30 protein-coding genes and 1 pseudogene are annotated in these 25,873 nt (G+C 65.5%); 20 read left to right on the top strand and 11 right to left on the bottom strand.

What is annotated here, in order from left to right; all coding sequences use genetic code 11:
• Nucleotides 1-128: 128 nt before the first annotated feature.
• Nucleotides 129-554 carry a bleomycin resistance family protein gene (locus CQ050_RS13045; protein WP_105557248.1) on the top strand — a complete coding sequence of 142 codons (426 nt, stop codon included), beginning with the start codon at nucleotides 129-131 and terminating at the stop codon, nucleotides 552-554.
• Between the two features lie 173 nt (nucleotides 555-727).
• Here CQ050_RS13045 and CQ050_RS13050 read toward each other — a convergent pair whose 3' ends face one another.
• The 5 genes from CQ050_RS13050 to CQ050_RS13070 form a co-directional block, all read right to left on the bottom strand.
• Nucleotides 728-997: a hypothetical protein gene (locus CQ050_RS13050; RefSeq protein WP_105557249.1), complete on the bottom strand. Its 270-nt coding sequence runs from the start codon at nucleotides 995-997 to the stop codon at nucleotides 728-730.
• Between the two features lie 56 nt (nucleotides 998-1,053).
• Nucleotides 1,054-1,440, bottom strand: a complete 387-nt coding sequence (locus tag CQ050_RS13055; protein WP_105557250.1) for an Hsp20/alpha crystallin family protein — start codon at nucleotides 1,438-1,440, stop codon at nucleotides 1,054-1,056.
• 34 nt (nucleotides 1,441-1,474) lie between these two features.
• The gene (locus tag CQ050_RS13060; protein ID WP_105557251.1) at nucleotides 1,475-1,918 is read right to left on the bottom strand and encodes an Hsp20/alpha crystallin family protein; all 444 of its coding nucleotides are present in this window, start codon (nucleotides 1,916-1,918) and stop codon (nucleotides 1,475-1,477) included.
• Nucleotides 1,919-2,129: 211 nt separating this feature from the next.
• A complete protein-coding gene (locus tag CQ050_RS13065) occupies nucleotides 2,130-2,489 on the bottom strand; it encodes an AraC family ligand binding domain-containing protein (RefSeq protein WP_105557252.1) in 360 nt (119 codons plus the stop codon).
• Nucleotides 2,490-2,503: 14 nt separating this feature from the next.
• Nucleotides 2,504-3,070 carry a GNAT family N-acetyltransferase gene (locus CQ050_RS13070; protein WP_105557253.1) on the bottom strand — a complete coding sequence of 189 codons (567 nt, stop codon included), beginning with the start codon at nucleotides 3,068-3,070 and terminating at the stop codon, nucleotides 2,504-2,506.
• 226 nt (nucleotides 3,071-3,296) lie between these two features.
• Here CQ050_RS13070 and CQ050_RS13075 point away from each other — a divergent pair.
• Nucleotides 3,297-3,602: pseudogene (locus CQ050_RS13075) on the top strand (sulfite exporter TauE/SafE family protein); the annotation flags it as partial.
• A gap of 67 nt (nucleotides 3,603-3,669) precedes the next feature.
• Here the strand turns inward: CQ050_RS13075 and CQ050_RS13080 are convergent.
• Nucleotides 3,670-4,617 carry a LysR family transcriptional regulator gene (locus CQ050_RS13080; protein ID WP_105557254.1) on the bottom strand — a complete coding sequence of 316 codons (948 nt, stop codon included), beginning with the start codon at nucleotides 4,615-4,617 and terminating at the stop codon, nucleotides 3,670-3,672.
• Between the two features lie 152 nt (nucleotides 4,618-4,769).
• On the opposite strand from CQ050_RS13080, the gene CQ050_RS13085 reads away from it, so the two are divergent.
• Nucleotides 4,770-5,168: a RidA family protein gene (locus tag CQ050_RS13085; RefSeq protein ID WP_105557255.1), complete on the top strand. Its 399-nt coding sequence runs from the start codon at nucleotides 4,770-4,772 to the stop codon at nucleotides 5,166-5,168.
• A 16-nt stretch (nucleotides 5,169-5,184) separates the two neighbouring features.
• Here the strand turns inward: CQ050_RS13085 and CQ050_RS13090 are convergent, their stop codons facing one another.
• Nucleotides 5,185-5,757 (bottom strand): hypothetical protein, encoded by a 573-nt coding sequence (locus CQ050_RS13090; RefSeq protein WP_105557256.1) that lies wholly within the window; start codon nucleotides 5,755-5,757, stop codon nucleotides 5,185-5,187.
• Between the two features lie 316 nt (nucleotides 5,758-6,073).
• On the opposite strand from CQ050_RS13090, the gene CQ050_RS13095 reads away from it, so the two are divergent.
• Nucleotides 6,074-6,883: a DUF4189 domain-containing protein gene (locus CQ050_RS13095; protein WP_233214013.1), complete on the top strand. Its 810-nt coding sequence runs from the start codon at nucleotides 6,074-6,076 to the stop codon at nucleotides 6,881-6,883.
• A gap of 45 nt (nucleotides 6,884-6,928) precedes the next feature.
• Here the strand turns inward: CQ050_RS13095 and CQ050_RS13100 are convergent, their stop codons facing one another.
• The 3 genes from CQ050_RS13100 to CQ050_RS13110 all read right to left on the bottom strand — a co-directional run bounded on the left by CQ050_RS13100 (nucleotide 6,929) and on the right by CQ050_RS13110 (nucleotide 10,103).
• The gene (locus CQ050_RS13100) at nucleotides 6,929-7,927 is read right to left on the bottom strand and encodes a tripartite tricarboxylate transporter substrate binding protein (RefSeq protein WP_105557258.1); all 999 of its coding nucleotides are present in this window, start codon (nucleotides 7,925-7,927) and stop codon (nucleotides 6,929-6,931) included.
• A 102-nt stretch (nucleotides 7,928-8,029) separates the two neighbouring features.
• Complete coding sequence (locus tag CQ050_RS13105) at nucleotides 8,030-9,085, bottom strand: hydroxyacid dehydrogenase (RefSeq protein WP_105557259.1); 1,056 nt, start codon at nucleotides 9,083-9,085, stop codon at nucleotides 8,030-8,032.
• A 118-nt stretch (nucleotides 9,086-9,203) separates the two neighbouring features.
• A complete protein-coding gene (locus CQ050_RS13110; RefSeq protein ID WP_105557260.1) occupies nucleotides 9,204-10,103 on the bottom strand; it encodes a LysR family transcriptional regulator in 900 nt (299 codons plus the stop codon).
• A 146-nt stretch (nucleotides 10,104-10,249) separates the two neighbouring features.
• Between CQ050_RS13110 and CQ050_RS13115 the strand changes: the two genes are divergently transcribed.
• The 3 genes from CQ050_RS13115 (at nucleotide 10,250) to CQ050_RS13125 (ending at nucleotide 13,095) form a co-directional block, all read left to right on the top strand.
• The gene (locus CQ050_RS13115) at nucleotides 10,250-11,464 is read left to right on the top strand and encodes an alpha-hydroxy acid oxidase (RefSeq protein WP_199196805.1); all 1,215 of its coding nucleotides are present in this window, start codon (nucleotides 10,250-10,252) and stop codon (nucleotides 11,462-11,464) included.
• Between the two features lie 118 nt (nucleotides 11,465-11,582).
• The gene (locus CQ050_RS13120) at nucleotides 11,583-12,437 is read left to right on the top strand and encodes a hypothetical protein (protein WP_233214015.1); all 855 of its coding nucleotides are present in this window, start codon (nucleotides 11,583-11,585) and stop codon (nucleotides 12,435-12,437) included.
• A gap of 4 nt (nucleotides 12,438-12,441) precedes the next feature.
• On the top strand, nucleotides 12,442-13,095 hold the full coding sequence (locus tag CQ050_RS13125) for a hypothetical protein (protein WP_105557262.1): 654 nt from the start codon (nucleotides 12,442-12,444) through the stop codon (nucleotides 13,093-13,095).
• A gap of 9 nt (nucleotides 13,096-13,104) precedes the next feature.
• Here CQ050_RS13125 and CQ050_RS13130 read toward each other — a convergent pair whose 3' ends face one another.
• Nucleotides 13,105-14,031 carry a LysR family transcriptional regulator gene (locus tag CQ050_RS13130; protein ID WP_105557263.1) on the bottom strand — a complete coding sequence of 309 codons (927 nt, stop codon included), beginning with the start codon at nucleotides 14,029-14,031 and terminating at the stop codon, nucleotides 13,105-13,107.
• Nucleotides 14,032-14,123: 92 nt separating this feature from the next.
• Here CQ050_RS13130 and pcp point away from each other — a divergent pair, with 92 nt between their 5' ends.
• The 13 genes from pcp (at nucleotide 14,124) to CQ050_RS13195 (ending at nucleotide 25,743) form a co-directional block, all read left to right on the top strand.
• Nucleotides 14,124-14,771 carry a pyroglutamyl-peptidase I gene (gene pcp / locus CQ050_RS13135; protein WP_105557264.1) on the top strand — a complete coding sequence of 216 codons (648 nt, stop codon included), beginning with the start codon at nucleotides 14,124-14,126 and terminating at the stop codon, nucleotides 14,769-14,771.
• A 15-nt stretch (nucleotides 14,772-14,786) separates the two neighbouring features.
• Nucleotides 14,787-15,698, top strand: coding sequence for an alpha/beta fold hydrolase (locus CQ050_RS13140; RefSeq protein ID WP_105557351.1), 912 nt, complete (start codon nucleotides 14,787-14,789; stop codon nucleotides 15,696-15,698).
• Nucleotides 15,699-15,888: 190 nt separating this feature from the next.
• Nucleotides 15,889-16,923, top strand: coding sequence for a tripartite tricarboxylate transporter substrate binding protein (locus CQ050_RS13145; protein ID WP_105557265.1), 1,035 nt, complete (start codon nucleotides 15,889-15,891; stop codon nucleotides 16,921-16,923).
• Between the two features lie 151 nt (nucleotides 16,924-17,074).
• The gene (locus CQ050_RS13150; RefSeq protein ID WP_105557266.1) at nucleotides 17,075-17,911 is read left to right on the top strand and encodes a transporter substrate-binding domain-containing protein; all 837 of its coding nucleotides are present in this window, start codon (nucleotides 17,075-17,077) and stop codon (nucleotides 17,909-17,911) included.
• Nucleotides 17,912-17,977: 66 nt separating this feature from the next.
• Nucleotides 17,978-18,841, top strand: coding sequence for a transporter substrate-binding domain-containing protein (locus CQ050_RS13155; RefSeq protein WP_105557267.1), 864 nt, complete (start codon nucleotides 17,978-17,980; stop codon nucleotides 18,839-18,841).
• A gap of 8 nt (nucleotides 18,842-18,849) precedes the next feature.
• Nucleotides 18,850-20,097: an aminotransferase class I/II-fold pyridoxal phosphate-dependent enzyme gene (locus CQ050_RS13160; protein ID WP_105557352.1), complete on the top strand. Its 1,248-nt coding sequence runs from the start codon at nucleotides 18,850-18,852 to the stop codon at nucleotides 20,095-20,097.
• Nucleotides 20,094-20,831 carry an amino acid ABC transporter permease gene (locus CQ050_RS13165; RefSeq protein WP_105557268.1) on the top strand — a complete coding sequence of 246 codons (738 nt, stop codon included), beginning with the start codon at nucleotides 20,094-20,096 and terminating at the stop codon, nucleotides 20,829-20,831. Before CQ050_RS13160 ends, CQ050_RS13165 begins: the two co-directional genes overlap by 4 nt.
• Entirely contained in the window at nucleotides 20,821-21,639 is an 819-nt protein-coding gene (locus CQ050_RS13170) for an amino acid ABC transporter permease (RefSeq protein WP_105557269.1), read from the top strand. The genes CQ050_RS13165 and CQ050_RS13170 overlap by 11 nt, the downstream gene beginning before the upstream one ends.
• A complete protein-coding gene (locus CQ050_RS13175) occupies nucleotides 21,626-22,456 on the top strand; it encodes an amino acid ABC transporter ATP-binding protein (RefSeq protein ID WP_105557270.1) in 831 nt (276 codons plus the stop codon). Before CQ050_RS13170 ends, CQ050_RS13175 begins: the two co-directional genes overlap by 14 nt.
• A gap of 19 nt (nucleotides 22,457-22,475) precedes the next feature.
• Entirely contained in the window at nucleotides 22,476-23,114 is a 639-nt protein-coding gene (locus tag CQ050_RS13180; RefSeq protein ID WP_105557271.1) for a cysteine dioxygenase family protein, read from the top strand.
• Nucleotides 23,111-24,331: a cystathionine beta-lyase gene (gene metC / locus CQ050_RS13185; protein ID WP_105557272.1), complete on the top strand. Its 1,221-nt coding sequence runs from the start codon at nucleotides 23,111-23,113 to the stop codon at nucleotides 24,329-24,331. Before CQ050_RS13180 ends, metC begins: the two co-directional genes overlap by 4 nt.
• A gap of 122 nt (nucleotides 24,332-24,453) precedes the next feature.
• A complete protein-coding gene (locus CQ050_RS13190; RefSeq protein ID WP_105557353.1) occupies nucleotides 24,454-24,804 on the top strand; it encodes a VOC family protein in 351 nt (116 codons plus the stop codon).
• A 9-nt stretch (nucleotides 24,805-24,813) separates the two neighbouring features.
• Complete coding sequence (locus CQ050_RS13195; RefSeq protein ID WP_105557273.1) at nucleotides 24,814-25,743, top strand: CysB family HTH-type transcriptional regulator; 930 nt, start codon at nucleotides 24,814-24,816, stop codon at nucleotides 25,741-25,743.
• Nucleotides 25,744-25,873: the final 130 nt, after the last annotated feature.

Genomic DNA, 25,873 nt, shown 5'->3' on the forward strand with positions numbered 1-25,873 from the left:
CGGGCGGGCTGTTCCGGGGAGGAATGGCGCTGAGACGGCTTGCTGGGAAGGAATACCGGTGCATCGCCGGCGGAACGGATCGTGGGTATGATTCTCCGCGATTCCAATAACGACAAGGAGACCCGTACGTGGAACACCAACGAGCGCAGCTTGTGCCTGAACTGCTTGTCACCGACATCTCGGCCAGCCTGGAGTTCTGGGTGGGGATCTGCGGGTTTGCTGTGATGTACAGCCGGGAAAGCGAGGGGTTCTATTATCTGGATCTGGCCGGCGCGCAAGTGATGCTGGTGGAAGTGCGCGGGGAGGGCTATTGGGTAACGGCGCCGCTGGATCCCCCGCTGGGGCGGGGCATGAATCTCGAAATCAAAGTGCTTTCGGCCGCGCCTTTGCTGGCGGCGCTGGCGGCAGCGGGCCGGCCCCTGTTCCAGGCGCCCGAAGAGAAATGGTATCGAAGTGGTGATACTGAAATAGGAGTTCGGGAGTTTCTGGTACAGGACCCCGATGGCTATCTCATCCGGTTTTCCGAGCGGACGGGCGAGCGGCAGGTCGGGTGAGGGGCACAAGGTAAGTGGCAATCCGCCCACTTCGCGACATTGCCGCAGCCGACCTGCGTCAGTTCCTGCATTGTGCGCAGTTCGCCCTGGATATTGATGTCGGCTTCGCTTGCAGTACGAAATGTCGCGAGCGGCGGGGAATGGCCCGTTGCCGTTTCGTTGCCAGGGCGGCCTTACGACCTGGGCAGGTATTGATTGATCTTGCCCGAGTCGATGAACAGCTTCAAATAGGCCGTGCCCTCGGAAATCGCGCGGGCGGGCGTGTCGCGTGGCGTCAGCGGGCAGGGAATGCACCAATCCAGGAGCACCAGCGTTGAGTATGTGACCTGAACCAGTGGCAGGAACCCTTCGGGCAGCGTGCCGAATTGCTCCAGGCAGCGCAACGGCACGGCACGGACCCCTAGGCGAAATCCTTTGTGTTCGGTAAGGACGAGATCGTTCATGGATGGGCTCCGACACGCCGCAGCGGCGCTACGCCGCTGCGGCACGGGCTGTACGGTCACATCACCGTCACCGGAATCTGACGCGGCTGCGCCTCGCGGATGCGCGGAACTTGCAGGGTTAGCACACCGTGCTTCAGGCTGGCGCTGATGGCGTCCTTGTCGAACTCCGGCCCCAACCTGAACGAGCGGCGAAACAGTGGTTCGCGCAGTTCGCAGTGGATCAGCCGAACATCGGCGGGAACCGGCACCGACGCCTGTCCTTCGATGACCAGCACCTCCGATTCCACTTTAATGTTCAACGTGTCTTTCGTGACGCCGGGCAGGTCGGCCACCACGGTGACACCGGTTGCGTCTTCAAAAATGTCGACCGCCGGCAGGTTGGCGGGGCGTTGCTCTTTTGAACGGCCGCCCGGTTCAACAACGAGTTCGTTACGCTCATTCATGATCGTTTCTCCTGAGTCGTGCTTGACGCTTGCATTACTGGATTGCGATAAGACGCGGTTTCGACGATTCTTTTTTCTTGATGGATATCAAGAGGCAACCGTCGATGTATTTCGCCTCGACGTTGTCGGGATCGACGTCCCCGGGCAACTCGATAACGCGGGTGAATTCGCCTTCGGCACGTTCCCGCGCGTAGTAGCGGCCGTTTTCGGGCAAGGGCGGCATGTTGCGCGTGCCGCTGATGGTGAGCAGCCCCTTCTCCATGGACACTTTCAAGGTGTCGGGATCGATGCCGGGAATGAAGCCGACGACGACGGCGGCGTCGTCGGAAACCCCAATGTTGACGGCAGGGAAGCGCCCGCGTGGCACCGTCCGCAATGTGGCCGGCAGGCCCGCGCTACGAAAGATCCGGTCCATCTGCTCCTGGACCGCGTCAAAGAGAGAATCGACTCCGCTATCGCTGAAAGGGTAGTTGGCCATAATTACCTCCAAAGAATTGTCCGGAAGGATCGAGACCGAGCTACGTCACCGCAAGAGCGACCCGCACACTCGATCGCTTCAATGCGGATATAGGAGCCAACCGCGCTGATTCAAGGCCGGCATGCTTTGATTTTTAAAATGGCCGTCCGGGATGCTATAGATTTTTAAAACGATGCCGGGTCTGCGCCTTCGTACGGCGCGGCGGGAGGCCCTATTCGTCTCTAGGGCGCCATTTTCCCGGAAGAGGGTGTATCAACGTCAGGAGGACGATAGCTGGGGCCTCTGCATGCAGGCTGTGGGGTTCGTCGCCGGGAAGGGTGACCAGTTGGCCTTCGGCCAGGGTGCACCGGCCCGCTGATGCATCGATGTCGACCCGTCCATTCAGGCACTGGAGCGTCACGACACCTTGGACGTGATGCGAGGGCATCCGGTGCCCCGCGGGCAACACGAGCCGGATGATCTGCAGTTCTGTCGTACGCAGCAGACTGACGCTGACGGGCGGGGCAGGTTCCTGGCTTGGCCGATGAAACAGGTCGATGACTTCCAGCGGGTTCGCGTGCTTCAGTGCCATATGGGACTCCGGAGTCAGGTTGCCTCATGTGCTGGTCGGGGGGGCGCTGTGCCTTGACGGGCCTGGACCGCTGCGTACATCCAGTAATCACGCGCCTGGCCGCGCACCTTGCGGTACTGATGCAGCACGCCTTCGCACTGCATTCCTATTCGTTCCAGGACGGCGATGGACGAGGCATTGCTGTCAAGGACGGTGGCCTGGATGCGTTGGAGGTCCATGGCATCGTGCGCCCAATTCACGACGGCACGCGCGGCGTGCGTTGCCAGGCCGCGGCCTTGGTAACGCGGGTCAAGGTCATAGGCTAGTTCAGCTCTTCCATGCGCGCGAGCTATTTCGTTTAAACCCACCGTGCCTAAAAGGCTGCCATTTGCCTCCACAATGGCCCAGCGGAGGCCTTCACCGCCTTCGACATAACCGTTGATTAGCGTTGCGAGCGCCGCCGGGCTGATATCGCCCCAACTGGTATGTGCAATAACGCCGGGACGATTCAGGTACGCCGACCACGCCGCAGCGTCATGGATTTGAAGCGGCCGTAAATAGGCTGCGAGTGCGCTGGGTAATGCGGGCGGTGTTGCGGTCATGGCATGTGTTGCTGCGGCCGAGAGCCGGTTCGGGGTTTTGACGGGGGTGCGGTGAACGTTAGCATCTGACGCCCGGTTCCGGGCGGCGCCGGCCCGGGCTGGTCATAAGCAAACCATTATTCGGCCATCAAGAAACGGAGTTTTTCTCTTATAGGTATGAACCACAATTCATACCGGCCGCCCCAAAGCCTGGGCGAAGCTGGAAACAGAACAGAAGAGGACGACGATGGAATCGGTGTATCTGGTGGTGGCGCTGGGCGCGGTGGTCGCCGGTTTCGTCCAGGGATTGTCGGGGTTTGCCTTCGGGCTGGTGGCCATGTCGTTCTGGGCGTGGGCGTTGGAGCCGCGCCTGGCGGCCACGCTTGCGGTGTTCGGCGCGTTGGTGGGTCAGGTGTTGGCGGCCGTTACGGTCCGGCGCGGGTTCAACTTGAAATTGCTGCTGCCTTTCGTGTTGGGCGGCCTGGCCGGTATTCCACTGGGCGTGGCGGTGCTGCCCCATCTGGACATGGACGGGTTCAAGGCGTTGCTGGGCGGGCGACGGGGATCGTGACGCGGGACATGCTACCGATGTTCGCCATCGTGGCGCCGGCGTGACGGCGTTATCGCGCTGCGGGCGCTTGCGCCGTCACGGCGTCGGTCGATGCGGGTGCATAAGGCCCCATCAATTCCGTGACCCAATCGATGAACAGGCGCAGCTTGGCGCTGACGTGCCGGTTCGGTGGAAACGCGATGGTCAGCGGCATCGGGTCCAGGCGCCAGTCCTCGAACAGCGGCACCAACGCGCTGCGTGTCAGGTAGGGCTCGGCCATGTAATGCGGCAGCCACAGTACGCCCAATCCCGCCAGCCCGGCTGCCAGGTAGGCGTTACCGTCATCCACCGCCAGCACATAGCGGCCGTGCACGTTCACGCTTTCGTCACCGCGGTGCATGGCGTAGGGAAAGGCGCGGCCCAGACGCGACCATAGATAGCCGACGATGCGGTGGTGCGTGTCTTCCAGTTCTTGCGGGTGCGCCGGCAGACCGGCGCGCTCGAGATAGGCGGGGGCGGCGTAGACGCCCAGCCGCAGATCGGCAACGCGGCGCGCCATCAGCGACCGGTCGGTGATCTCGCCGCCGCGCACCACGCAATCCACGTTCTCGCCAAGGATATCCACGATGCGGTCGCTGACGCCCATGTCCAGTTGGATGTCGGGATAGCGCGCGTGGAACGCGGGCAGGGCGGGGATCAGGATCATGCGCGCCAGCGGACTGGGCACGTCCACGCGCAAACGGCCCCGCGGCGCGGCCGACGCGGCGGACAGGCCGGTTTCGGCATCATCCATGTCGGCCAGCAATTTGACGACGCGTTCGTAATACGCGGCGCCGTCCGCGGTGACGGCGACGCGACGCGTCGTGCGGTTCAGCAGTTTGACGCGCAGGCGGGCTTCCAGCTGCTGCACCAGTTGCGTGACGCTGGTCTTGCTCATGTGCAGCGTTTGCGCCGCCTTGGTGAAGCTGCCGGCTTCCACCACGCGGGCGAATGCCTGCATCGCATCGAATCGGTCCATAGCGGCTCCAGGAGGTGGCGCGGGGTTGCGGACTGTTTGGATTCTACAAACAGTGATGGACAGTATTGCCCGTTTATCGGCGCCCGGCGGATCTCTACAGTGAACCCATCGTTAACCACGGGCCGCTTCCGGCCCATTGATGGAGATGACCGATGGCAACCCGCGACGTCGTTTTTCCGCCTGGCCGCCAGGCGCTTTATGAACGTAACCGCTATTCGCCGGCGATCCGGTCCAATGGCTTCCTGTTTGTCTCGGGGCAGGTAGGCAGCCGCGAAGACGGCTCGCCGGAACCCGAGCTTCAAACGCAGGCGAGGCGGGCGTTTGAAAACCTGAACGCCGTCTTGAAGGCGGCAGGCTGCACGTTCGACGATGTGGTCGACGTGACGGTCTTCATGGTCGACCCGCAGTCCAAGTTTGAAACGCTCTGGCAAGTGGTGCCGGAATACTGGGGCCAGGCGCCGTATCCGGCCTTGACCGCGGTGGGCGTGACGTGGCTGTACGGGTTCGACTTCGAGATCAAGGTGATCGCGAAATTGCCAGAGCCGGCGTAGCGCTGACCCGCCGCGTTTACTTCTTCACCACGTAGTTGTTCGCTTCGTTTTCGCCCGCCCACTTGCGCAGCGATGCGATGAACTCCGGGCATACGTTGCCGTCGACGCTGGAACTGACGATGACGCTGTTCTGCATCCGCATCAGCACGGTGCATTCGTAGACCCGCGAACGGTTCTGGTAGTGGCCGGTGGTGTTGGTCTGGAAAACGGGCGTGGCGGCGCTGGTGTTGGTGGCGGGAATCATGCCGACCACCTGCTGGCTGGAGCCGGTGGTGACCCATTCCGTGTAGGGGGCGGTCTGATAGTCGGACCACTCCAGCTCCACTTCGTTGCCCACGACGCGCGTCTTCGACGGCTCGCCCAATGCGGCGATGGCGTCATTGATCGAGCGGCCTTCCATGTTCTTGGCCACGTTCACGCTGGGCGAGAACGACAGGCCCGACTTGAACACATTGCCTAGCGAAGGAAGCGAGGAACTGCCGCCGGTGGGCATCGGCGCGCATCCCGAGAGCGCGGCCGCAGCGGCAATCAGGCTGGCCGGCAGCCAGAGCGGCGTGCGGCGGGTTGGAGAGGGCTGGGACGACTTCATGGCGTGCTGTCGATGCTCCGTGGCAGGTCAAGGTGGCTCAACGCGTTTTGTTTCTTTTCGTGACAGGCTTCTGGCCCGTCTGCGGCGCACGCCCGGGAGTGCAGGGGACGGACGTTGATGGCGCGCTTACGAAAAGTTCGACATTTTTACCGGAAATCGGGGCCAGTATCGCCCTTGATCTGTGTGAAATTTGTTACGTAATATGCCGACTGGGGAGATTCCCAGGGGGACGGACCACAAGGGCTTCTTGCTAAGATCGTCCCCGCTCTCCACTCGACCCCTTACACCGACGATGATGCCTGCTCGATTTTTTCCTTTGATCCGCGCTGCATTCGCTGCTCTTGCTTTGGTGGCGGGCCTGGCCTCCGCCTCGGCGCAGGCGCAAAACGCCTATGGCGGTATGGCGACAGACGGCGACCACACCAAGGTCTACTCGGTGGCGCCGGAAAAAAACAAGCAATGGGCCGAAATGGCGGCCATCGCGGAGTGCAAGCGCGCGGGGGGAAAAGGGTGCAAGACGCTGACCACCTTCTGGGACAGCTGCATGGTTTATGCGCGCAATTCGCGCCAGGATCTGTTCCCGGGCAATAGCGTGGCGCCCGAAATGGCGGCCAAGAAGGCCATGCGCCGTTGCACGGCCGGCAGCCCGGACGGCAACTGCCGGTTGACTTCCCTGCCGGTGTGCGCGGGCCCGGGCTATAGCGCCGAAGACCTGGCGGCCGCCAAGCGGGCCAAACCCGCTGACATAGAGGCGCTGTCCGCCAAGCTGGACAGCCGCGCCTACTGGGGCGCCGTGGCGGAAAACGCTGATGGCGGGGCGGTCTATTCGGATGGTTATCCCTCCGAGGACGAGGCGATCAATACGTTGCTGAAGTGGGAAGACTGCAAGGACTGCCGCAAGCTCCTGACTTATAAGGACACCTGCGTCGGCATCGCCTGGATCAAGGGCAGCGAAGGCCGGGGTACGCGCTTTACCGCGTTGAACCCCGACTCCGTTTCGGCGCGCGAAGCGTCCCGCGAGACCTGCACGGCCAAGACCGGCGCGCCTGCCTGCGTGGCGATGGTGCGGTGCTCGGGCCGTGCCTATATGGACGGCTACAAGGGCCAGGACGCCAAGTCGCAATAAGGGTCTGCGGGGCAAGCCGGCCTCTGCGCCGGCCTGCGGCCCCGCTTATTTGTCCAGCCAGGGCGCCTGCTTCCACAACGTCTGGAATTCTGCTTCGCCCGCGGCAAGTTCCCGGGCGTAGTCGGCAGGGGGCAGGTAGCGCAGCGGCGCGAACATGTCCCGGGCCTTGGTCTGGAACTCCGGATCGTCCAGCGTGCGCTTGACGGCGTCCACCAGCTTGCCCCGCACTTCCGCCGGCAAGCCCTTGGGCGCGGCCAGGCCCCGCAGGGATGCCAGTTCAACGTCGTACCCCTGTTCCTTGAAGGTGGGCACATCCGGCAGCGCCGCTGAGCGCGCCTTGCCCATCTGGCCAAGGAAACGCAGCGGGGTACCGCCTTTCTGATATTGCAGCGCCTCGCCGACATTGATCGCGCCGATGGTGATTTCTCCGCCCGCCAAGGCGCCGCGCACTTCGCCGGCGCCCTTGTACGGGATGTGGCTGAGCTTCACGCCCGAGGCGCGCTCGAAACGCAGCATGGCCAGATGGTCGTCCGACCCCGTGCCGGTCGTGCCCACCGTGACTTTGCCCGGATTCTTCTTGGCATAGGCCGACAGATCGGCCAGCGTCTTCATCTCGTTGTCGCTGCGCACGGTGAAGGCGCCCGGATCGTCGATCAGGTTGCCCAGCAAGTCGTAGCTTTGCCATGTGAAATTGGACTTGCGCTCGATGGGGATGGTCAGCATGTTGGGCGTGTTGATGAAGCCGATGGTGTAGCCGTCAGGCTGCGCGCGGGCCAACTCCGTGAAACCAATGGCGCCGCCGGCGCCGGGGCGGTTCAACACCACGATGCGGGCATCGTTGCCCAGGTACTTCTGCAGGAACGGCGCCATCATGCGCGCCACCAGGTCCGTGCCGCCGCCGGGCCCATAGGACACGATCAGGTTGATGGGGCGTTCCGGGTAGCCGGCGGCGATGGCCGTGCCGCCAAAGATCGCGGCGCCCGACAGGAGGGCGGCGGACGCCGCCAGGACGCGCAGCGTGCGGCGCTTGTTGGGTTGTTGCATGTTGTCTCCTCAAGGGATGGGTCGGCGGCTTGATGCCGCGCTGTTTTATCAGGGGCCGCAACGCGGGGAAGGCGCGGCGGGGACTGCACGATTTCAGTGGGGCTACGGCTTCAGTGCGGCGATGCGTGCGGCCGCGATCGGCCAGACTTCGGGGTTGACCAGTTGCGGGGGGCGTTCGCCGCGCAGCATCGCGATCAGTTGCGTGGCGGACGACTGCGCGACATTGCGACGGGCCTCGTGGGTGACGCCCGCGGTATGGAACGTAGCGACCACATTGGGCAAGCCCAGCAGCGGCGCGTCGCGCGGGGGCGGCTCTTGCTGCCAGACGTCCAGGCCCGCGCCGCGCAGATGGCCGCCGTGCAAGGCGTCGTACAGCGCCGCTTCGTCATGGATGCCGCCGCGCGCGGTCGAGAGGAATACGGCGCCCGGTTTCATGGCGGCGAACGCGCGCGCATCGATCAGGCCGCGCGTGGTCGCGTCCAGTGGACAATGCAGCGATACGACATCGGATTGCGCCAGCAGGTCGGCAAGCGACACGGGTTCGGCGCCGCGCTGGCGGATGGTGTCGGCATCCAGCAGCGGATCGTGCGCGATTACCCGCATGCCGAAGCCTTGCGCGATGCGCGCGACCCGCGACCCGATCTGTCCGATCCCCACCAGGCCGATCACCGTGCCGTGGATCTCGTGACCCATCAGGTCTTCACGGGAAAAGCCGGTGTCGTGGCGCAGGCGCTGGTGGGATTCGACCACGCGGCGCTGCACGGCCAGCAGCAGCGCGTAGGTGTGTTCGGCGACGGATGCGGCGTTGCCGCCCGCCTGGTTCACCACGGCGATGCCGGCCGCCGTGCAGGCCGGCACGTCCACCGTGTCGTACCCCGCGCCGCCGGACGACACGCAAACCAGATCGGGACACTGGGCGATCAGCGCGGCGTTCACGAACCATTGGGGCGGCAGTTCGTCTTTTGCGGCGGACACGTGATAGGCGTGGGCCGTCTTCAGGCCTGCCAGCGTGCGCGCATCGTCGCCGCGCGCCGGCAGCACCGACAAGCCGATGCCGGGCGCCGCACCAATGAGCTGGTCGAACACGGGGTTCAGCCACAGGTCCAGCCGGCAAAGGCGTTTGGGGAAGTCTTGCGGGGGGGAACCGATATCCGGCATTGCGCGTCGTCTCCGTCTAGGGGCGTAGGGTGTCGAGGCGACTCTACGCGCGCCAAAACCGGAGATAAAGCGAATAATTTTCTAAGCCAAGGGCGAAATTTAGTAAACGATAGCGCCGTCAGACCATGCCGGCCGGCGCGTCGAAGTCCAGCGTGTCTTGCGCCAACGTGCGCAGGCTTTCCAGCATGGGTCGCGTATCGTCCCGCCGCCATTGGAAGGTGTAGGGCAGGGGACGCAACGGCGCCATGCCGGGCAAGCGGTGCAGGTCGCCGCGCTGGATCAGGATGCGCGCCCAGGCGGTGGGCAGGAAACCCAGCCCCAGGCCCTGGCGCAGCATGCCGGCGATGGCGCCCCAGCTGTTGCAGCATTGGGTGCGGCCCGGGGACACGCCTTGTTCGGTCAACCAGTCGTCCAGCATGCGGATCACGCCCGAGCTTTGCGGCTGCGTGATCAGGGTCAGCCCGGGCAGGTCGGCGGGCGTGACGGCGGCGGGGTCGGGCACGGCGCGGGATGACGCCACCCATTCAAAGTCCGCGCTGCCGATCAGGTGCGACGCGATGGACGCGCGCGACGACGGGCCGGCGATCACGGCGAAATCCAGGTCGCCGTCTTCCAGCCCGCGCTCCACCAGTTCGCCGACACCCACGTAGGGCTCCACCAGCAGATTCGGATGCGCCCGCTGGATTTCCTCGATCAGGCGCGGCATCCAGGTGATTGACGTGAGTTCGCCCGCGCCAAACCGGCAGCGCCCGGAATACGTAAGGTTGTTGCTGGCCTGCTGCATGAACTGGTCGGCGTTGCGCAGCAGGTCTTTGGCGTGCGGCACCAGTTGCTCGCCCAGCGCAGTTAGCGTGGCGCTGCGTGCGCTGCGGCTGAACAGGTCCGCGCCGATGGAGGTTTCCAATTCCCCGATGCGCTTGGACAGCGACGACACCGAGATATTCAGCCGGTTGGCGGCGATGGCGAAGTTCTTGCAGGTGGCGGCCCAGTAGAAGGCTTCAAGTTGCTTTAGCGTCATGGCGGGTGTCGGGTGGATGTCCGGGTGGGCAAAAGGCTGCAAAGACGGTGGCGGCCGATAGCTAGGGCGAATAAAAGTGTAATAACCAATATCGATAAAGTCACTTTATTCAAAGTGGCGCCCCGCCTATAGTCATCCGCCATCCCATGACCAACGCGGCGGCCCCAGCCATGGCCGGCCGACCCCCGCACGGAGCCCATGCCATGCCCGACCCCTTGCGCCACCTGCTGAGCCTGCACGATTTCGAGGCGGCCGCGAAGAAGCGCTTGCCCAAGCCGATCTACGCCTATGTGTCCGGGGCCGTGGAAGACGGCCAATCCGAACGTGGCAACCGGCACGCGTTTTCCCAGTACGGTTTCCGGCCGAAAGTGCTGGTGGACGTGTCCCGGCGCAGCACGCGCGCCACGGTCTTGGGCCGCGAGTACGCCGCGCCGGTAGGCGTGGCGCCCATGGGCATTTCGGCCTTGTCCAGCTATCGCGGCGATATTGTGCTGGCCCGCGCCGCGGCCGATGCGGACGTGCCCTGCATCATGAGCGGATCGTCGCTGATCCGGCTGGAGGAAGTGATGCAGGCGGCGCCCGGCACCTGGTTCCAGGCCTACCTGCCCGGCGACGACGCGCAGATCGCCGCGTTGATCGACCGCGTGGCGGCGGCCGGGGTGACGACGCTGGTGCTGACGGTTGACACGCCGGTTGCCGCCAATCGCGAAAACAATGTGCGCGCGGGATTTTCGACGCCGCTGCGTCCCAGCGCCGGGCTGGCATGGCAGGGGTTGACGCACCCGCGCTGGTTGTTCGGCACATTCTTGCGCACGCTATGGCGCCACGGTATGCCGCATTTCGAGAACAACTATGCCACGCGCGGCGCGCCGATCCTATCCGCCAATGTGCTTCGCGACTTCTCGGATCGGGGCCATCTGAATTGGCGGCACGTGGCGGCCATCCGGCGCCGCTGGGCGGGGCGGATGGTGATCAAGGGCATTCTGCATCCCGACGATGCGCGGACGGCGCGTGCGCAGGGCATGGACGGCGTGATCGTGTCGAATCATGGGGGGCGTCAGTTGGACGGCAGCCTGTCGCCGCTGCAGGCGTTGCCGGCGATCGTGGACGCCGCGGGCGGCATGGATGTGATGCTGGATAGCGGCGTGCGGCGCGGGTCGGACGTCTTGAAGGCGATGGCGCTGGGCGCGCGCTGCGTCTTCGTGGGGCGGCCCTTCAACTACGCGGCGACGGTGGCGGGGCAGCGCGGCGTGGCGCATGCCATTGGCCTGATCGTGGAAGAGGTCCGTCGCAATATGGGGTTGCTGGGCGTGGTGGATCTCAAGGCGCTGGATGCGGATTGCGTGATGCGGATTACGTGATGCGGCTGTCTGGCGCGTAGCCGCCTGCGTCGCCCGCCGGCCTGGCCTAGAATGCGGGCACCTCGTTCATGCGGCGCTGTCCGCCAAGGATGCCTTGCCTTATCTACGTAGAACTGTGTTGGCGCATCGCCGCGGCGCCTGGGCGTGCGCCGGCGTCGTGCTGGGATGGGCCTTGTTGATGCCAACGGCCGCGCATGCGCAGGCAGCGGCGCCCGCGCCGACTTACCTGAAGACCACCGAGCCGCTTGGCGGCGCCTTCGAGCTGGAAGGCTATCCCGAATCCAACCTGCGGCAAATCAAGTATCGCGGCAAGGTCTACCGGCCCCTGAACGCGTACGAGTTCATTTATGTCAAGGCACTGGGCCCGATGCAAGGCGGCCAGCCGATGCTGTTGGCGGTGTCCAACGACTTCATGGGGGTGGGCACGATACTGATCGCCGTGCAGAACGACACGCCGCTTGCGCGCGTGTTGAGCCCGACCGTCGATATCCGCGACCCCGACATGGGGCTGGCGCAGCCGGGGCGGCAGGACCTGCTGCTGTTCACGGCGGGGTCGCGCGCGTTGGTCACGTCCACGGGGCAGGTGCTGTGGTTCGAGCACGCATTGCCCAAGGAATATGTGCATTCCATTCCGCTCCTGGTGTCGGTGTCGCCGGACAACCGCCATGGCGCATTGCTGCTGGACAACGAGATCCGGCTGAGCGTGTCCGACAAAGGCCCGTATGCCAGCGTGCCGTTCACCAAGGCGATGCAACAGAACGCGTTCAAGGCGGCATGGGACCAGAGCTATGCACAGGCCAAACAGGCGCTGCACGAAGGCAAGCGTATCGACCAGCGCCGCCTCTACGCCAATCTGAAGGCGGAGTGGGTCAACCGGAATTTTCGATGGCAGCAAACGCAGGACGGCTGGCAGTTCATCGGGCAGGGCCTGAAGCCCGTCGCGCTTGCCGGCAAACCCCGTCAGGAGCGATGACGTGATGCCCCTATTTCAAGGATTGCGCGGCTTGGCGCTTGCCTGCATGTTGTTGCTTGCGGGGTGCGCGGGCCGCGCCGATGTCTACGAGAAACACGTCCGCGCCGAAGACGCCAACCCGGCCGATGTGGCGTTGACGCTTGACGTCGCGTTTGCGCAAGCCCCCGATTACGAGCCGAAGACGAACGAGTACGGGTCGGAAACCAAACGGCTGGAATATTCCGGCTATCCCAGCCTGGACGTGCCGTTCTACCAGAAGGGCGTGGGTTTCGATCTGGGCGTGCTGGGCGACCCCCGGGCGCTGCTGGCCTTGCCATACCCGTCGCCCGCCATTCGGACGACCGCCGCGCAGCTGAAGATTTTTGGCGAACGCCTGGACGCCACGCACTATCGCTTCGTGGTGCTGCCGCGGCCGGGATGGAGCAGCATGAACAGCTTTCAGGTTGCGTTTGCCATCAACGGCCGGCGCGAAGGCATGACGTTTGCCTACAGCCCGAAAACGGTGTGCGAAAGCCGCTTCGATGTCACGACGCCGACATATGGGTTCGGGATGTCGGTTGCGGCCAGCTTTCCGGGCGGCAAGCCCGGTTGCCTGAAGGCCTGCGATGCGCGGCCGGGGTACCCGGGGCAGTGCGCCTTCTTTTCCGGCGTCGACTAGGACGCCGGATCAGCCCGTCAGGTCCTTGACCGCGTTTTCGACCAGGCCCTGCAACCACGCCAGGGCAGCGTCGGCGGGCGCGCGCCGGCTGCATACCATGTCGATGCCAAAGGGGCCGGGGTCCACCTCGGGCGGCAAGGGACGCAGGCTCAGGTTCTGGCCCGCCAACCGCAAGGCGGCACGGCGCGCCAGGGTGGCGATCAGGTCCGTGCCCGCCACCGCGTGCGGCAACGCGACGATATGGGCGAAGGTGCAGGCGACGCGGCGCTTGCGGCCCAGCCGCGCCAGGCCGGTATCCACCACGCCGCGCGCCGACCCGTCATCGCTGGGCGCGAACAGCGCATGCGGCAGGGCCACATAGCGGTCCAGGTCCAGCTTGCGGCCGCGCAGGGCCGGATGCTGCTTGTCGGCGATGCAGACGAACGATTCTTCGTATAGACGGGCAACGCGCATGCGTTTGGGCGGCGTCAGGTGGCCGCCGATGGCGATATCCACGGTGCCGTTGTCCAGTTGTTCATAAATGGAGGCGCGGTCCAGCCGGGTCACGCGCAGGTCTGCCTCGGGCGCTTCGCGCCGCAGCCGGGCGACGATGTGCGGCACCAGGACGACGTCGGCATAGTCGCTGGCGGCGAGCGTGAAGCGACGGCCATCGGCGGCCGCCGGGTCGAAACCGGCGCCTTGCGCCAGCGCGCGGCGAATCTGGTCCAGCGCGTTGCGGATGGCCGGCATCAGCGCCACGGCATGGTCGGTGGGCTGCATGCCGTCGGCGGTGCGCACGAAGAGCTCGTCGTTGAAGACGCGGCGCAGCCGGTTCAGCGCGCTGCTGACCGAGGGCTGGGCACGGTGAATGCGCTGACCGGCCAGCGTGACATTGCGGGTGTCGTACAGCGCTTCGAAGGCGACCAGCAGGTTCAGGTCTACGGCGGATAAATTCATGTGGTCAATAGTACGAATAGTGATTATCGATTTCAACAATTCGATGGTGCGCTTCTACCATGACCGGCATGGAACCAAAAAAGGAAACCGCCATGCCCACCGTCCTGATCACCGGCATCGAACCCTTCGATGGCGAATCGCTCAACCCGTCATGGGAGGCCGCGCGCCATATGGATGGGTTGGAAATCGGCGGCGCGCGCGTGGTGGCGCGCCAGTTGCCCTGCGTGATCGGCAAGGTGGTGGACGTGTTGCGGCAGGCGATCGACGAGGTGCGGCCGGATCTGGTGATTTGCCTGGGACAGGCGGGCGGACGCAGCGACGTCACCGTCGAACGCGTGGCGATCAACGTGGTGGATGCGCGCATCCCCGATAACGAGGGCCATCAGCCCATCGATGAACCTGTCGTGCAGGGCGGCCCCGCCGCGTACTTCTCGTCGCTGCCCATCAAGGCCATCGTGCGGGATTTGCGGGCAGGCGGCGTGCCGGCGTCGGTGTCGCTGACGGCGGGCACGTACAACTGCAACACCATTTTTTATGGGTTGGCCCATTTCATCGCGACGGAACGGCCGACCTTGCGCGGCGGATTCGTGCATGTGCCGTACCTGCCCGAAATGGCCACCCGCCATCCCGGCGCGCCCAGCCTGGCGCTGGAGGTGCTGCTGCACGGCGTGAAGATCATGGTGGCGACCTCGCTGACCGTGACGCAGGACGTCAAGCTGAGCGGCGGCGCGCTGCACTGACAAGGAGAAACGATGATGGAAACACTGGCAAGCGCGGACGCGTTTTCGTTGGACGGCGTGGCGTTCCGCCATCGGCGGGTATCGGCGGGCGGCTTGGGTTATCACGTGGTGGAAGGGGGCACGGGCCCCGCGCTGATTCTGTTGGCGGGCTTTCCGCAGAGCTGGTACGCGTGGCGCCGGGTCATGCCGTTGCTGGCGCCGCATTTCCGCGTGTTCGCCGTGGACCTGCCGGGGCAAGGCGATTCGGACAAGCCGCTGGATGGCTACGATACGCGCACGGCCGGTGAACGGTTGCGCGCCTTGTTCCATGCCATGGGCCTGACACGCTATGCGCTGGCGGGGCATGACATCGGGGCCTGGATCGCGTATCCCTACGCGGCGCGCTATGCCCCCGAGGTTGAACGCGTGGTGCTCCTGGACGCCAACATCCCGGGGGTGACGCTTCCGCCTGCCATCGAACTGGGGCCAGACAACTGGAGAAGCTGGCACTTTTTGTTCAATAGCGTGCCCGATCTGCCTGAAGCCTTGCTGGCCGGGCGGGAACGCGTCCTGATCGAATGGTTCTTCTCCCGCAAGACCGCCAACAAGCCGGGGGTCTTCAGCCGGGCCGACATCGATGAATACGAACGCGTCTATCAAACCCTGGGCGGCCTGCGGGGCATGTTGGGGTACTACCGCGCGGTGGTTGAAGACGCGGCGCAGAACCGGGCGTTGCGCGCAACCCCGCTGACGGTGCCGGTGCTGGCGCTGGGCGGGGCGCAGGGCAGCGCGCCCGACTTGCACCAGGCACTGAAGCCATTGGCGCGCGATTTGCAGGGCGGTGTGCTGGACGATTGCGGCCACTATCTGCCCGAAGAGCAGCCTCGTGAACTGGCGCATCGCATGCTGGCGTTCCTGAAGCAACCCGCCGCGCCATCCCGCGCGTAGCGGCTGCGTTTCCCCGGCACACCGGCTATTTCCACATTGCCTATCGGTATTTGTTGAGGCCCTGCGCCGCACCTATTCTGTTTTTACCGAACAGACAGGGGCGGCATATGAGCACGATGGTACACACGCGGCGGGACATCCTGCCGCTGCCCGGCGATTTCATTTATCGGGCCGACGCGGGAGCCGCGGCATGAGCGTGATTCGCAAGTTGTTCCGCCCGTCCGGATGGCGGGCGGGCGCGGGGTTGCTGGCGGGCGTGGTGCTGGGGGCAGGGCTGTTAAGCAATTTTGCTGGCTCCGCGCCGGTGCCGGGTGAAGGCGCCAACCGGTATCCGAACCGTCCGGTCAAGATCATCGTGCCGGTGTCGGCCGGCGGTAGCGCCGACAAGCTGGCGCGCACGGTGGCGCAGAAACTCAGCGAAAAGTGGCATCAAAGCGTGGTGGTCGAGAATCAGCCCGGCGCCAGCAGCGCCATCGGCAATGCCGCGGTCGCGCATGCGCGGGGTGACGGCTACACCTTGCTGCTGAGCGGCGACGCCCTGTCGCTGAACGCCTTGCAGCCGGGCAAGCTGCCCTATGACCCGGTGAAGGACCTGCAGGGGGTGACCAAGGCGGTGGTGAACCCGCAACTGCTGGTGGTGCGGCCCGGGTTGGGCGTGACGTCATTCCAGGAATTCGTGGCGCTGGTCAAGCGGCGTCCGGGCGAGATATCGCTGGGGTTGCCCGGCGGCACCGGCAGTTTGCAGCATCTGGCGGTGGAACTGCTGAACGAGCGCATCGGAGCCAAAACCAATCAAATCCCGTATCCGGGGGGCGGGCCGGCCACGCTGGACGTGCTGGGCGGCCATGTGGACGCCATGCTGATCACGCTGGCCGCGGCCACCGAGAACGTCCGCAACGGCAAGCTCGTGGCGCTGGCCGTCACCACGCCGTACCGCTCCAAGGCGTTGCCGCAGGTGCCGACGATCCAGGAAGCGGGGATACCCGGCTACGGGGTCGAAAGCTGGCAAGGGTTTTCGGTGCCGGCTTCGACGCCGCGCGCCATTGTGGACCGGATCAACCGGGACGTGGTGGCGGTGCTGCGCGAACCCGAGACCGCGGCGCTGCTGGAGAACCAGGGCTTCACCATCGCGGCGACCACGCCCGAAGCCGTCGACCAGACCGTGCGGGACGACATCGCGACGTACCGGCGGGTGATCGCTTCTGCCGAAGTGAAGCTTAAGTAGTGCGGTTCCGTGTCATATCGTTATAGGCGCGGGCGCGTCTTCCCCCGGGGAAACGACGCGCCGCATATTGATATCTGAAAGTCTTCTTTGTCTTGCCGGCCCGCGGCCCGCAGCATGGACCTCCGTTCAATGCACACGACAAGACGACAACATGGCAATCCGCAAGACATCGGGCCACGCCCGCACCGCAATCGCGCTGGCGCTGGCATGCGCCGCCGGCGCCGCCCACGCCGACGCCACGCTGGACAAGATCAAAGCGCGCGGCACTGTCACGATTGGCGTGCTGGCCAACGGCGGGGTGTTCGGTTCGCTGGACCCCGCCACGCAGCAACTGGTGGGCTGGAACCCGGAGCTGGCGCGCGAGCTGGCCCGGGGCCTGGGCGTGAAGGCCGAGCTGGTGCAGGTGCAGACCGCCACCCGAACGCAGTTCCTGATTTCCGGCAAGGTGGATCTGCTGATCGCGTCGATGGAGCTGAATCCGGAGCGTGCGGACATTCTGGGCTATGCCCCCACGCCGTTCTTCCGCGTGGGCGGCGCCGCCGCGACCTTGAAGACGAGCGGCATCGCGACGTGGGAGGACCTGCGTGGCAAGCCCGTGTGCGTATCGCAGGGCAGCAGCTTCGCCCGGCCGCTGTCGGCCGACTACGGCGCGGTGGTCAAGGGCTATAAAAGTTCGTCGGATTCCTTGCTGGCGTTGCGGGGCGGCCAATGCGTGGCAGCCGTGCACGATTCCACCCTGATCCATCCGTTGCTGCGCAGCAATCCCGAATGGGCCGATTATCACGCGCCCATCGCGACCGAGGTGCTGCCGGCCAATTCCGTTGTGTGGACCCGCAAGGGCGAGGCCGACACCATCGCCGCCGTCGACAAGGTGGTGCAGGACTGGCATCGCACGGGCTGGCTGATCGCCACCGAAAAGCGCCTGGGGATCGAGCCGGCGCAGCCCCTGCTGCAGGAACTCAACGCGAAATTCAAGCAAGGCAGCTGAGCCGGGCCGGGAACGGAAAGAAGACATGGCGCTTATCTGCGCGCAGCAATCGGGAAGGAAACAGTAATGAAGATGGGAATGAAAGCGGCGGCCGCCTTGGCCGTCCTGGCCGGATTGGCCTCGGGCGCCGCACAGGCGGACGCGACCCTGGACAAGGTCAAGCAGCGCGGCAAGATCGTGATCGGCGTGGACGGGGCCAGCCCGCCATTCGGCATCCTGGATCCGGCAACCGGCAAAGTCGGCGGCTTTCAGACCGAACTGGGCGAAGACATCGCCCGCCGCCTGGGCGTAACGCTGGAAACCGTGCCGGTCACCGCGTCCACGCGCGTGCAGTTCCTGCAGGCGGGCAAGGTCGACCTGTTGATTGCCAACATCCAGTGGACGCAAGAGCGCAGCGAGATCCTGAGCTATGCGCCCACGCCCTATAACCTGGTGGGCGGCGCGGCGATGGTGTCCAAGCAAAGCGGCATCAAACGCTGGGAAGACCTGAAGGGCAAGGTGGCTTGCGTGTCGCAGGGCAGCAATTTCGCCAAGCCCTTGCAGGACACCTATGGCGCGGTGGTCAAGGGCTTGCGCAACATCCCCGAATCGTTGCTGGCGTTGAAGGGCGGCAGTTGCGACGCGTCGGTGCACATCCAGCCAGCACTGTATGAAACGCTGCACGGTCCGAACGGCAAGGAATGGAACGACTTCGAACTGGCCACGTCCGACCCGTTGATCCCGTCGCCCACGGTCATCTGGACGCGCCGCAATGAAGCCGACACGCGCGCCTTCGTCGACGGCGTGATCCGGGATTGGCTGAAGACAGGCCTGTTGGTGAAGGAAGCCGATCGCTTCGGGGTGCCAGGGGACTATCTGAAGCAAGCAACCGCGCAGGCGCAAGCCGGCAAGTTCGATAGCGCGCCGGCCGAGGCGCAGGCCAAGCCATGACCGCCAAGATGACCTCAACCCTGTTTCCCGGCGTGTTGTCGCGGCGCGCACGCAGCGCCGAGCTGTCTCCCATCGCCGCTGCCGGCGCCCGGGCGGCGCGGCTGGCGGCCGAGGGCCGCTCGATCATCGTGCTGACCTCCGGCGAACCCGACTTCGACACGCCGGCCCCGATCAAGGATGCCGCCCGCGCGGCGCTGGAGCGCGGCCAGACCAAGTACACACCCACCGCGGGCACGGCAGCGCTGCGCGGCGCCGTGGCCGACGGCTATCGGCAACGTCATGGCCTGGACGTCGACCCGTCCGGCGTGATCGTTTCCAATGGCGGCAAGCAGGTGATCTACCTGGCGTTGAACGCCACCCTGGACGACGGCGACGAAGTCATCGTGCCGGCGCCGTACTGGCCCACGTTCCCGGATGCGGTGCGGATCAACGGCGGCGTGCCCGTCATTGTCGGCACGCAAGCGGAAAACGGCTTCAAGTTGACGCCCCAGGCGTTGCGCGACGCGATCACGCCGCGCACCAAGTGGCTGATCCTGAACTCGCCCAGCAATCCGACCGGAGCGGTCTACACGGCCGATGAACTGCTGGCGCTGGCCGACGTGCTGCGCGGCGCGCCGCATGTGCTGGTGCTGTGGGACGAGATGTACGAAGAAATCTGGTTCGGCCAGGCGCCCGCGCACTGGCTGCGCGTCGCGCCCGACCTGGCCGGCCGCACGCTGGTGGTGAACGGCGTGTCCAAGGCCTACGCCATGACGGGGTGGCGGATCGGCTGGGGCGTGGGCCCGGAGGCCCTGATCCACGCGCTGGAGGCCGTGCAGTCGCAAGTGTCGTCGGGCCCCAGTTCGGTGGGGCAGGCGGCGGCGTTGGCGGCCCTGCAGGGCGTGGCGGACGATTTCGTGCTGACCGCCCGCGCCGCCTACGGGCGCCGCGCGCAACGGGTCGTGGACGGACTGGCGGCGGTGCCCGGTGTGCAGGTGCACGCCCCGCAGGGGTCGTTTTTCGCCTGGATCGGCGTGGGCGGGTTGATCGGCGCGGTGCGTCCGGACGGCCGGCGCATCGAAGACGACGGCGATGTCGTGGACTGGCTGCTGGCGTCCGAAGGAGTGGCGGTGGTACGCGGCGCGGCATATGGTTTGTCGCCGTATCTGCGGCTGTCGTTCGCCGCGTCGGACGCGAATATCGACGCGGCGCTTGCGCGTGTCGGTCGCGCGGTGGCGGCATTGTCGCTGCCGCTGCCGCGGGAGGCCATCGCATGATCGATTCGGTGTTGCACGCCTGGGTCGCATTCTTCAAGCCCCTGGGCCTGAACTACAGCTTCGTGCAAGACGCTGGGGAACTCTCGGCGTTCGGGCATGGCCTGCTGGTCACGTTGCAGCTGTGCGCCTGGACCATCCCGGTCAGCCTGCTGTTCGGCGTGCTGATCGCGGCGGCGCTCACCAGCGGCCGGCCGTGGCTGGCGCGGCCGTTGCAGGCCTTTGTGGAGCTCACCCGCAATACGCCCACGCTGGTGCAGCTGTACTGCGCGTTCCTGGTGTTGAACATGTTGATCACGCAGAAGCTGGGCGGCGGCAATCCCATCACCCCGTTCGCCTGGGTGGTCATCGTGGTGGCGCTGCACAAGGGCGTGTTCCACGCCGAAGCGTTGCGCGCCGGGATCGAGGCGGTGCCGCAGGTGACGATGGAAGCGGCGCGTTCGCTGGCTTTTTCAAGGCGCCAGATACTTACGCAGGTGCAACTGCCGCTGGCGGTGCGCTTCGCCTTGCCGGCACTGGTCAACAACCTGGTCGACCTGGTGAAGATGACTGCGATCGCGTCGGCCATCGCGGTGGGCGACGTGACCTACGAGTCCATCATGATCTGGTCGCATCGCGACAACGTGCTGGAACTGCTGCTGTTGATCCTGCTTTACTTCGGCCTGCTGACCTGGCTGGTCAGTCTGGCGGGGCGTTGGCTGGAAGATCGCTTGAGGATGCCCGGCTATGGCCAATGACCTGGCATTGCAACCCGGCCGCGCCCCGGCGTCCGGACGGTTCCTGCCCGCGCTGCTGCGCGATCCGTGGTTTGGCCTGTTGCTGGCGCTTGCGGCGCTGGCTGCCGGCTGGGCCGCGACGGGGACGACGCCCGCTGCCGTGCTGGCGCTGTGGCACTGGTCACCGGCATTGCTGCGTGGCCTGGGCATGAACATCCAGATCAGCGTGCTGGCGATGGCGCTGGGCACGGTCGTGGGGCTGGTGGTGGGCGCGCTGTCCTTGTCGCCGTCGCGGCTGCTGCGGCGCGTGACGCGCGCCTATGTGCTGTTGTTCCGCAACGCGCCCATTCTGGTGCTGGTGTATTTCACGACCTACGTCTTCCCGTTCGAAGTCCATGTGGCGGGGTGGTATTTGCCGTTTCCGGACTGGATCAAGGTGGTGATCGGGCTGGGACTGCCGGCCAGCGCCAATGTGGCCGAGATCTTCCGCGGGGCGATCCAGTCGATTCCCAGCGCGCAATGGGAGGCCGCGCAATCCCTGGCGTTCAGGCGGTCGCAGATCTTCCGGATGATCGTGCTGCCGCAGTGCGTGCGGCGCATGTTGCCGTCGTGGATGAACCTGATGGCCAGTATCACCATGAGCACATCGCTGGCCTCGCTGGTCGGCGTGCACGATCTGGTCGACACCGCCACCGTCGCCAGCAATACCGTGGCCCGCAGCGACTTCACCGTGCTGGTCTATTTCACCCTGTTGGCGCTTTTCTTCGCCTATTGCTACCCCATCGCGCGTTGGACGCGATATCTGGAACGACGCCATGAACATTATTGATTCTTCGCCGCTGGTCAGCCTGCGCGACGTGCATCTGGCTTTTGGCGATACGGAGGTGCTGAAGGGCATCTACGTGGAGGTCAAGCAGGGGCAGGCGGTGTCCATCATCGGCCCGTCCGGTTCGGGCAAATCGACCATCCTGCGCTGCATCACCGGGCTGCTGCGTCCGCAGCGCGGTGCGATCCAGGTGGGCAACGTCCGCGTGGACGCGCTGAAGACGGAATCGGATTTCATCGCGCTGCGCAAGCGCGTGGGCTTCGTGTTCCAGCAGTACAACTTGTTTCCGCACTTGAGCGTGCTCGAAAACCTGGTGATCTCGCCGATCAAAGTGGGCGGCCAGGCGCGCGCGCAGGCCGAGGCCCGGGCGCGCGAACTGCTGGCCAAGGTACGGATGGACCACAAGGCGGGCGCCTACCCCGGCGAATTGTCGGGCGGCCAGCAGCAGCGGGTAGCCATCGCCCGCGCGCTGACGCTGCAACCCGAGCTGATCCTGTTCGACGAAGTGACGTCGGCGCTGGACCCCGAGATGGTGGGCGAAGTGTTGACCGTGATCCGCGACCTGGTGCAGGACGGCATGACCTGCGTGCTGGTGACGCACGAAATGCGCTTTGCCGAAGAGGTCAGCGACACCGTGTATTTCACCGAGGCTGGCCGCATCGTCGAGTCCGGACCGCCGGCGCGCATCTTCGGTTCGCCGCAAAGCGAACGCACGCGCGCTTTCCTGCAGCGGTCGTCCGGCGCGCCGGCCGCCCGGCATGCTGCGCCCGACCCCATCGCAAGCTATCTGACCTTTGATCCGCTACGTCTGGCGGTGTGATTTCCATTGGAGCCTGACCATGAGCACTGAATCCGCAATCGCCATCGAACGCCGCCAACACGTTCAGGCGGCGCTGTCCGATATCCAAGCCTTGTTGCGTGCCGGTCCCGCGACCGGCTCCGTGACGCGCGAGCAACTGGCCGCGGTCACCGCGCGCCTTGAGCAGTTGGCCCAGCGCCGTGAACTGTTTCCCGTGTCGGATTTCCAGCCGCCCACGGCCGGGCAGGGCGTGGGCGCATCGACGCGCTACCGCTTGAACCCCGACGATGCGCCGGACGCGCCGGCGCTGTATTTGAATTCGATCAACCCGGGCAAGACGACCTTGCCGCACAACCATACGACGTGGGCGGTCATCGTGGCGCTGTCGGGCCAGGAACTGAACCGCGTCTACCGCCGCAGCGACGATGGTTCGCAGGAAGGCCGCGCCACGCTGGAGCAAGTGCGCGAGGTGGTGGTGCAGCCAGGACAATCCGTGTCGTTCCTGCCCGACGATATCCATAGCATCCACGTCACCGGGGACACGCCGACGCTGCACTTCCATCTTTATGGTCAGCCGCTGGAAACGCTGTCAGGCCGCATCGGCATCGACCTGGCCACCGGCCAGATCCTGAATTACAACGCCACGCAGATGAAGCCCGGCCAAGAGGTGCGCGCATGAGCGCCGACCTGCGTCACGCGCAGGTGCAGACCCGGCTGGTGCATGCGGGGTCGCCAGCGCTGAAAAACGGTTCCGGGCCCGTGAACGTGCCGGTCGTGCGTACCAGCACCGTGCGTTTCGCCGACACCGCGACCCATGCGGCGTTGAACAAGCAGCGCGCCGCAGGCGATCGCGTGGCCACCTATGGCCGGCATGGGCTGGATACCCACCAGGCGCTGGAGGAAGCGGTGGCGTCGCTGGAAGGCGGCTACCGCGCGGTGCTGGCGCCGTCGGGCTTGTCGGCGATTGCGTTGGTGCTGCTGGCGACGCTGGCGCCGGGCGACCACGCGCTGGTGGCCGACAGCGTCTATTCGCCCGTGCGCAAGGTGGATAAATCGCTACTGCAACGCTACGGCATCGAGGTAGAGTATTTTTCGCCCGCGCAGGACACGCTGGAATCGCGCATCCGGTCCAATACGCGGCTGCTGTACCTGGAGTCCCCCAGTTCGCTGTTGTTCGAAGTGCTGGACCTGCCCGCCCTGGCCGCCACGGCGCGACGCCACGGCGTGCTGGTCGCGGCCGACAATACCTGGAGCGGCGGCCTGTACTACCAGCCGCTGGCGCTGGGCGCGAACGTGTCTATCCAGGCCGCCACCAAGTACCTGGCGGGCCATTCGGACGTGATGATGGGGGTCGTCACCGTGGACAGCGCCGAGCTGGCGCAGAAGATCGGCGTGGCTTACGACGCGCTGGGCTTGTCGGTGGGCGCGGACGATGCCTACCTGACATTGCGGGGCCTGCGCACGTTGGACGTGCGATTGGCGCGCCATCACGAAAACGCGCTGGCCGTGGCGGAATACCTGGCGCGGCATGCGGACGTGGCGCGGGTGTACTACCCGGCGCTGCCACAAGACCCCGGCCATGCACGGTGGCGGCGCGACTTCAGCGGCGCAAGCGGGCTGGTCTCGTTTGCCTTCGGCAACCCGGATCCGGCGGCCGCGTCGCGCTTCATCGACGCGCTGCGCTACTTCTCGATCGGCGCGTCGTGGGGCGGCTATGAAAGCCTGGCGCTGGAGGCAGCGCCGGAGCGCCTGGCCGAACATAGCTTCTGGCAGCAGGGCGCCGGCAAGCCATCCGTCGTGCGCTTGCACATTGGCTTGGAAAGCCCGCTGGACCTGATCGGCGACCTGGATCACGCGTTCGCCGTCACGCGCGACGCCTTGCGCCGCAGCGCCTGACGCATATGCAAATAAGCCCCGCGCTTTAGGGTTTCTGGCTATGTAGAAGCAATTACAACCTCTTTGTCCGGTTGTACCCGCGGGTACTAGAATTTGCCTTGTTCTATGGTTGGCAGCAGGGCATGACTCCATTTCTTTCGATCGAATCGGTACAACTTCCGTTCTTGTCGCGCCGGACGGAAGCGGTGCGGGATTTTTATCACCGCGTGATCGGCCTGCAAGAGTTGGCGGGCGCCGACGGTCAGCGCCTGCTTTTTTCCCTGGGCGGGGCAACGCTGTCGTTGTCGCCGGTGGCGGAAGGGAGCCGGGCCGTCAAACCCGATTACCTGGCCCTCAAGACGCCGGCCTACGATGACCTGCTGGCGCGTTTGCGCCAGGCGGGGCATCACCCCGTCTGTTCGCTGCCCGACGCGCAGCCGCGCGTCATGTACGTGAAGGACCCGTCTGGCAATCAACTGGCCTTTCTGGGCTGAAGGCGCGCGATGAACTTCCAGCAACTCCGGTCGGTGCGCGAAGCCGTGCGCCAGGACTTCAACCTGACCGACGTCTCCGAAAGCCTGCATACGTCCCAGCCCGGTGTCAGCCGTCAAATCCGCGAGTTGGAAGAAGAGGTGGGGGTGGACATCTTCGTGCGCTCGGGCAAGCGGCTGATCGGCTTGACGCCGCCCGGCGAGCTTATCCTGCCGCTGGTCGAACAGATCCTGCAATGCGCCGACAACATCCGCCACGCGGGCGCCGAGTACGCGGACAGTCGCAAGGGTGTGCTCTCCATTGCCGCCACGCATTCGCAGGCCCGCTACGCCTTGCCACCCGTCGTCAAGGAATTCCGGCAGCGTTACCCCGATGTGGTGCTGCATCTGCACCAGGGGTCGCCCAAGCAGGTTTCTGAAATGCTGCTGGAAGGCGAGGCGGACATCGGCGTGGCAACCGAGGCGGTGGCGGACTATCCCGGGCTGGTGAACCTGCCTTGCTACCGCTGGAGCCACAGCATCATCGTGCCGCGCGGCCACCCGCTGGAACGCGAACATGACGGCATCAGCCTGTCGCAGCTGTCGCGCTATCCGCTCATCACGTATGGGCGCGGCTATACCGGTCGGGCGCATATCGACGAGGCCTTCGCCCGCGCCGGCATCACGCCCGATATCGTCATGACCGCGATGGACGCGGACGTGATCAAGACCTATGTGGAACTGGAACTGGGCGTGGGCATCGTGGCCGCGGTGGCCTGGGACGCGGAGCGCGACACGCGCTTGACCGCCATCGATGCGCGTCACCTGTTCGAGATCAACCTGACGCGGCTGGCCATTCGCCGCGGCGCCTGGCTGCGTGGCTACGCCTTCCACTTCATCGAGATGTTCGTGCCGACGCTGACGCGCGACGTGGTGGACCGGGAATTGAAGGGCGAGGCCTGAGGGGCATCGGCGCGCTCGCGCAGGCAGCGGCCGAACCGCCCGCCGCATATCCATAGACGCATTTCTACGTTGCCGCGTCCGGGGCGCGCACGTAGCCTGGGCTTCTCTTCATTTCAGGAAGTCCAGGTCA

Source organism: Achromobacter sp. MYb9 (genome assembly GCF_002975275.1).
In the GTDB taxonomy this organism is placed as follows: domain Bacteria; phylum Pseudomonadota; class Gammaproteobacteria; order Burkholderiales; family Burkholderiaceae_B; genus Achromobacter.

Bases quoted from the DNA above. Each gene is read 5' to 3' on its own strand.
- CQ050_RS13050 (WP_105557249.1), bottom strand. From the start codon at position 997: ATGAACGATCTCGTCCTTACCGAACACAAAGGATTTCGCCTAGGGGTC.
- CQ050_RS13055 (WP_105557250.1), bottom strand. From the start codon at position 1,440: ATGAATGAGCGTAACGAACTCGTTGTTGAACCGGGCGGCCGTTCAAAA.
- CQ050_RS13060 (WP_105557251.1), bottom strand. From the start codon at position 1,918: ATGGCCAACTACCCTTTCAGCGATAGCGGAGTCGATTCTCTCTTTGAC.
- CQ050_RS13065 (WP_105557252.1), bottom strand. From the start codon at position 2,489: ATGGCACTGAAGCACGCGAACCCGCTGGAAGTCATCGACCTGTTTCAT.
- CQ050_RS13070 (WP_105557253.1), bottom strand. From the start codon at position 3,070: ATGACCGCAACACCGCCCGCATTACCCAGCGCACTCGCAGCCTATTTA.
- CQ050_RS13080 (WP_105557254.1), bottom strand. From the start codon at position 4,617: ATGGACCGATTCGATGCGATGCAGGCATTCGCCCGCGTGGTGGAAGCC.
- CQ050_RS13085 (WP_105557255.1), top strand. From the start codon at position 4,770: ATGGCAACCCGCGACGTCGTTTTTCCGCCTGGCCGCCAGGCGCTTTAT.
- CQ050_RS13090 (WP_105557256.1), bottom strand. From the start codon at position 5,757: ATGAAGTCGTCCCAGCCCTCTCCAACCCGCCGCACGCCGCTCTGGCTG.
- CQ050_RS13100 (WP_105557258.1), bottom strand. From the start codon at position 7,927: ATGCAACAACCCAACAAGCGCCGCACGCTGCGCGTCCTGGCGGCGTCC.
- CQ050_RS13105 (WP_105557259.1), bottom strand. From the start codon at position 9,085: ATGCCGGATATCGGTTCCCCCCCGCAAGACTTCCCCAAACGCCTTTGC.
- CQ050_RS13110 (WP_105557260.1), bottom strand. From the start codon at position 10,103: ATGACGCTAAAGCAACTTGAAGCCTTCTACTGGGCCGCCACCTGCAAG.
- CQ050_RS13115 (WP_199196805.1), top strand. From the start codon at position 10,250: ATGACCAACGCGGCGGCCCCAGCCATGGCCGGCCGACCCCCGCACGGA.
- CQ050_RS13125 (WP_105557262.1), top strand. From the start codon at position 12,442: ATGCCCCTATTTCAAGGATTGCGCGGCTTGGCGCTTGCCTGCATGTTG.
- CQ050_RS13130 (WP_105557263.1), bottom strand. From the start codon at position 14,031: ATGAATTTATCCGCCGTAGACCTGAACCTGCTGGTCGCCTTCGAAGCG.
- pcp (WP_105557264.1), top strand. From the start codon at position 14,124: ATGCCCACCGTCCTGATCACCGGCATCGAACCCTTCGATGGCGAATCG.
- CQ050_RS13140 (WP_105557351.1), top strand. From the start codon at position 14,787: ATGGAAACACTGGCAAGCGCGGACGCGTTTTCGTTGGACGGCGTGGCG.
- CQ050_RS13145 (WP_105557265.1), top strand. From the start codon at position 15,889: ATGAGCGTGATTCGCAAGTTGTTCCGCCCGTCCGGATGGCGGGCGGGC.
- CQ050_RS13150 (WP_105557266.1), top strand. From the start codon at position 17,075: ATGGCAATCCGCAAGACATCGGGCCACGCCCGCACCGCAATCGCGCTG.
- CQ050_RS13155 (WP_105557267.1), top strand. From the start codon at position 17,978: ATGAAGATGGGAATGAAAGCGGCGGCCGCCTTGGCCGTCCTGGCCGGA.
- CQ050_RS13160 (WP_105557352.1), top strand. From the start codon at position 18,850: ATGACCTCAACCCTGTTTCCCGGCGTGTTGTCGCGGCGCGCACGCAGC.
- CQ050_RS13165 (WP_105557268.1), top strand. From the start codon at position 20,094: ATGATCGATTCGGTGTTGCACGCCTGGGTCGCATTCTTCAAGCCCCTG.
- CQ050_RS13170 (WP_105557269.1), top strand. From the start codon at position 20,821: ATGGCCAATGACCTGGCATTGCAACCCGGCCGCGCCCCGGCGTCCGGA.
- CQ050_RS13175 (WP_105557270.1), top strand. From the start codon at position 21,626: ATGAACATTATTGATTCTTCGCCGCTGGTCAGCCTGCGCGACGTGCAT.
- CQ050_RS13180 (WP_105557271.1), top strand. From the start codon at position 22,476: ATGAGCACTGAATCCGCAATCGCCATCGAACGCCGCCAACACGTTCAG.
- metC (WP_105557272.1), top strand. From the start codon at position 23,111: ATGAGCGCCGACCTGCGTCACGCGCAGGTGCAGACCCGGCTGGTGCAT.
- CQ050_RS13190 (WP_105557353.1), top strand. From the start codon at position 24,454: ATGACTCCATTTCTTTCGATCGAATCGGTACAACTTCCGTTCTTGTCG.
- CQ050_RS13195 (WP_105557273.1), top strand. From the start codon at position 24,814: ATGAACTTCCAGCAACTCCGGTCGGTGCGCGAAGCCGTGCGCCAGGAC.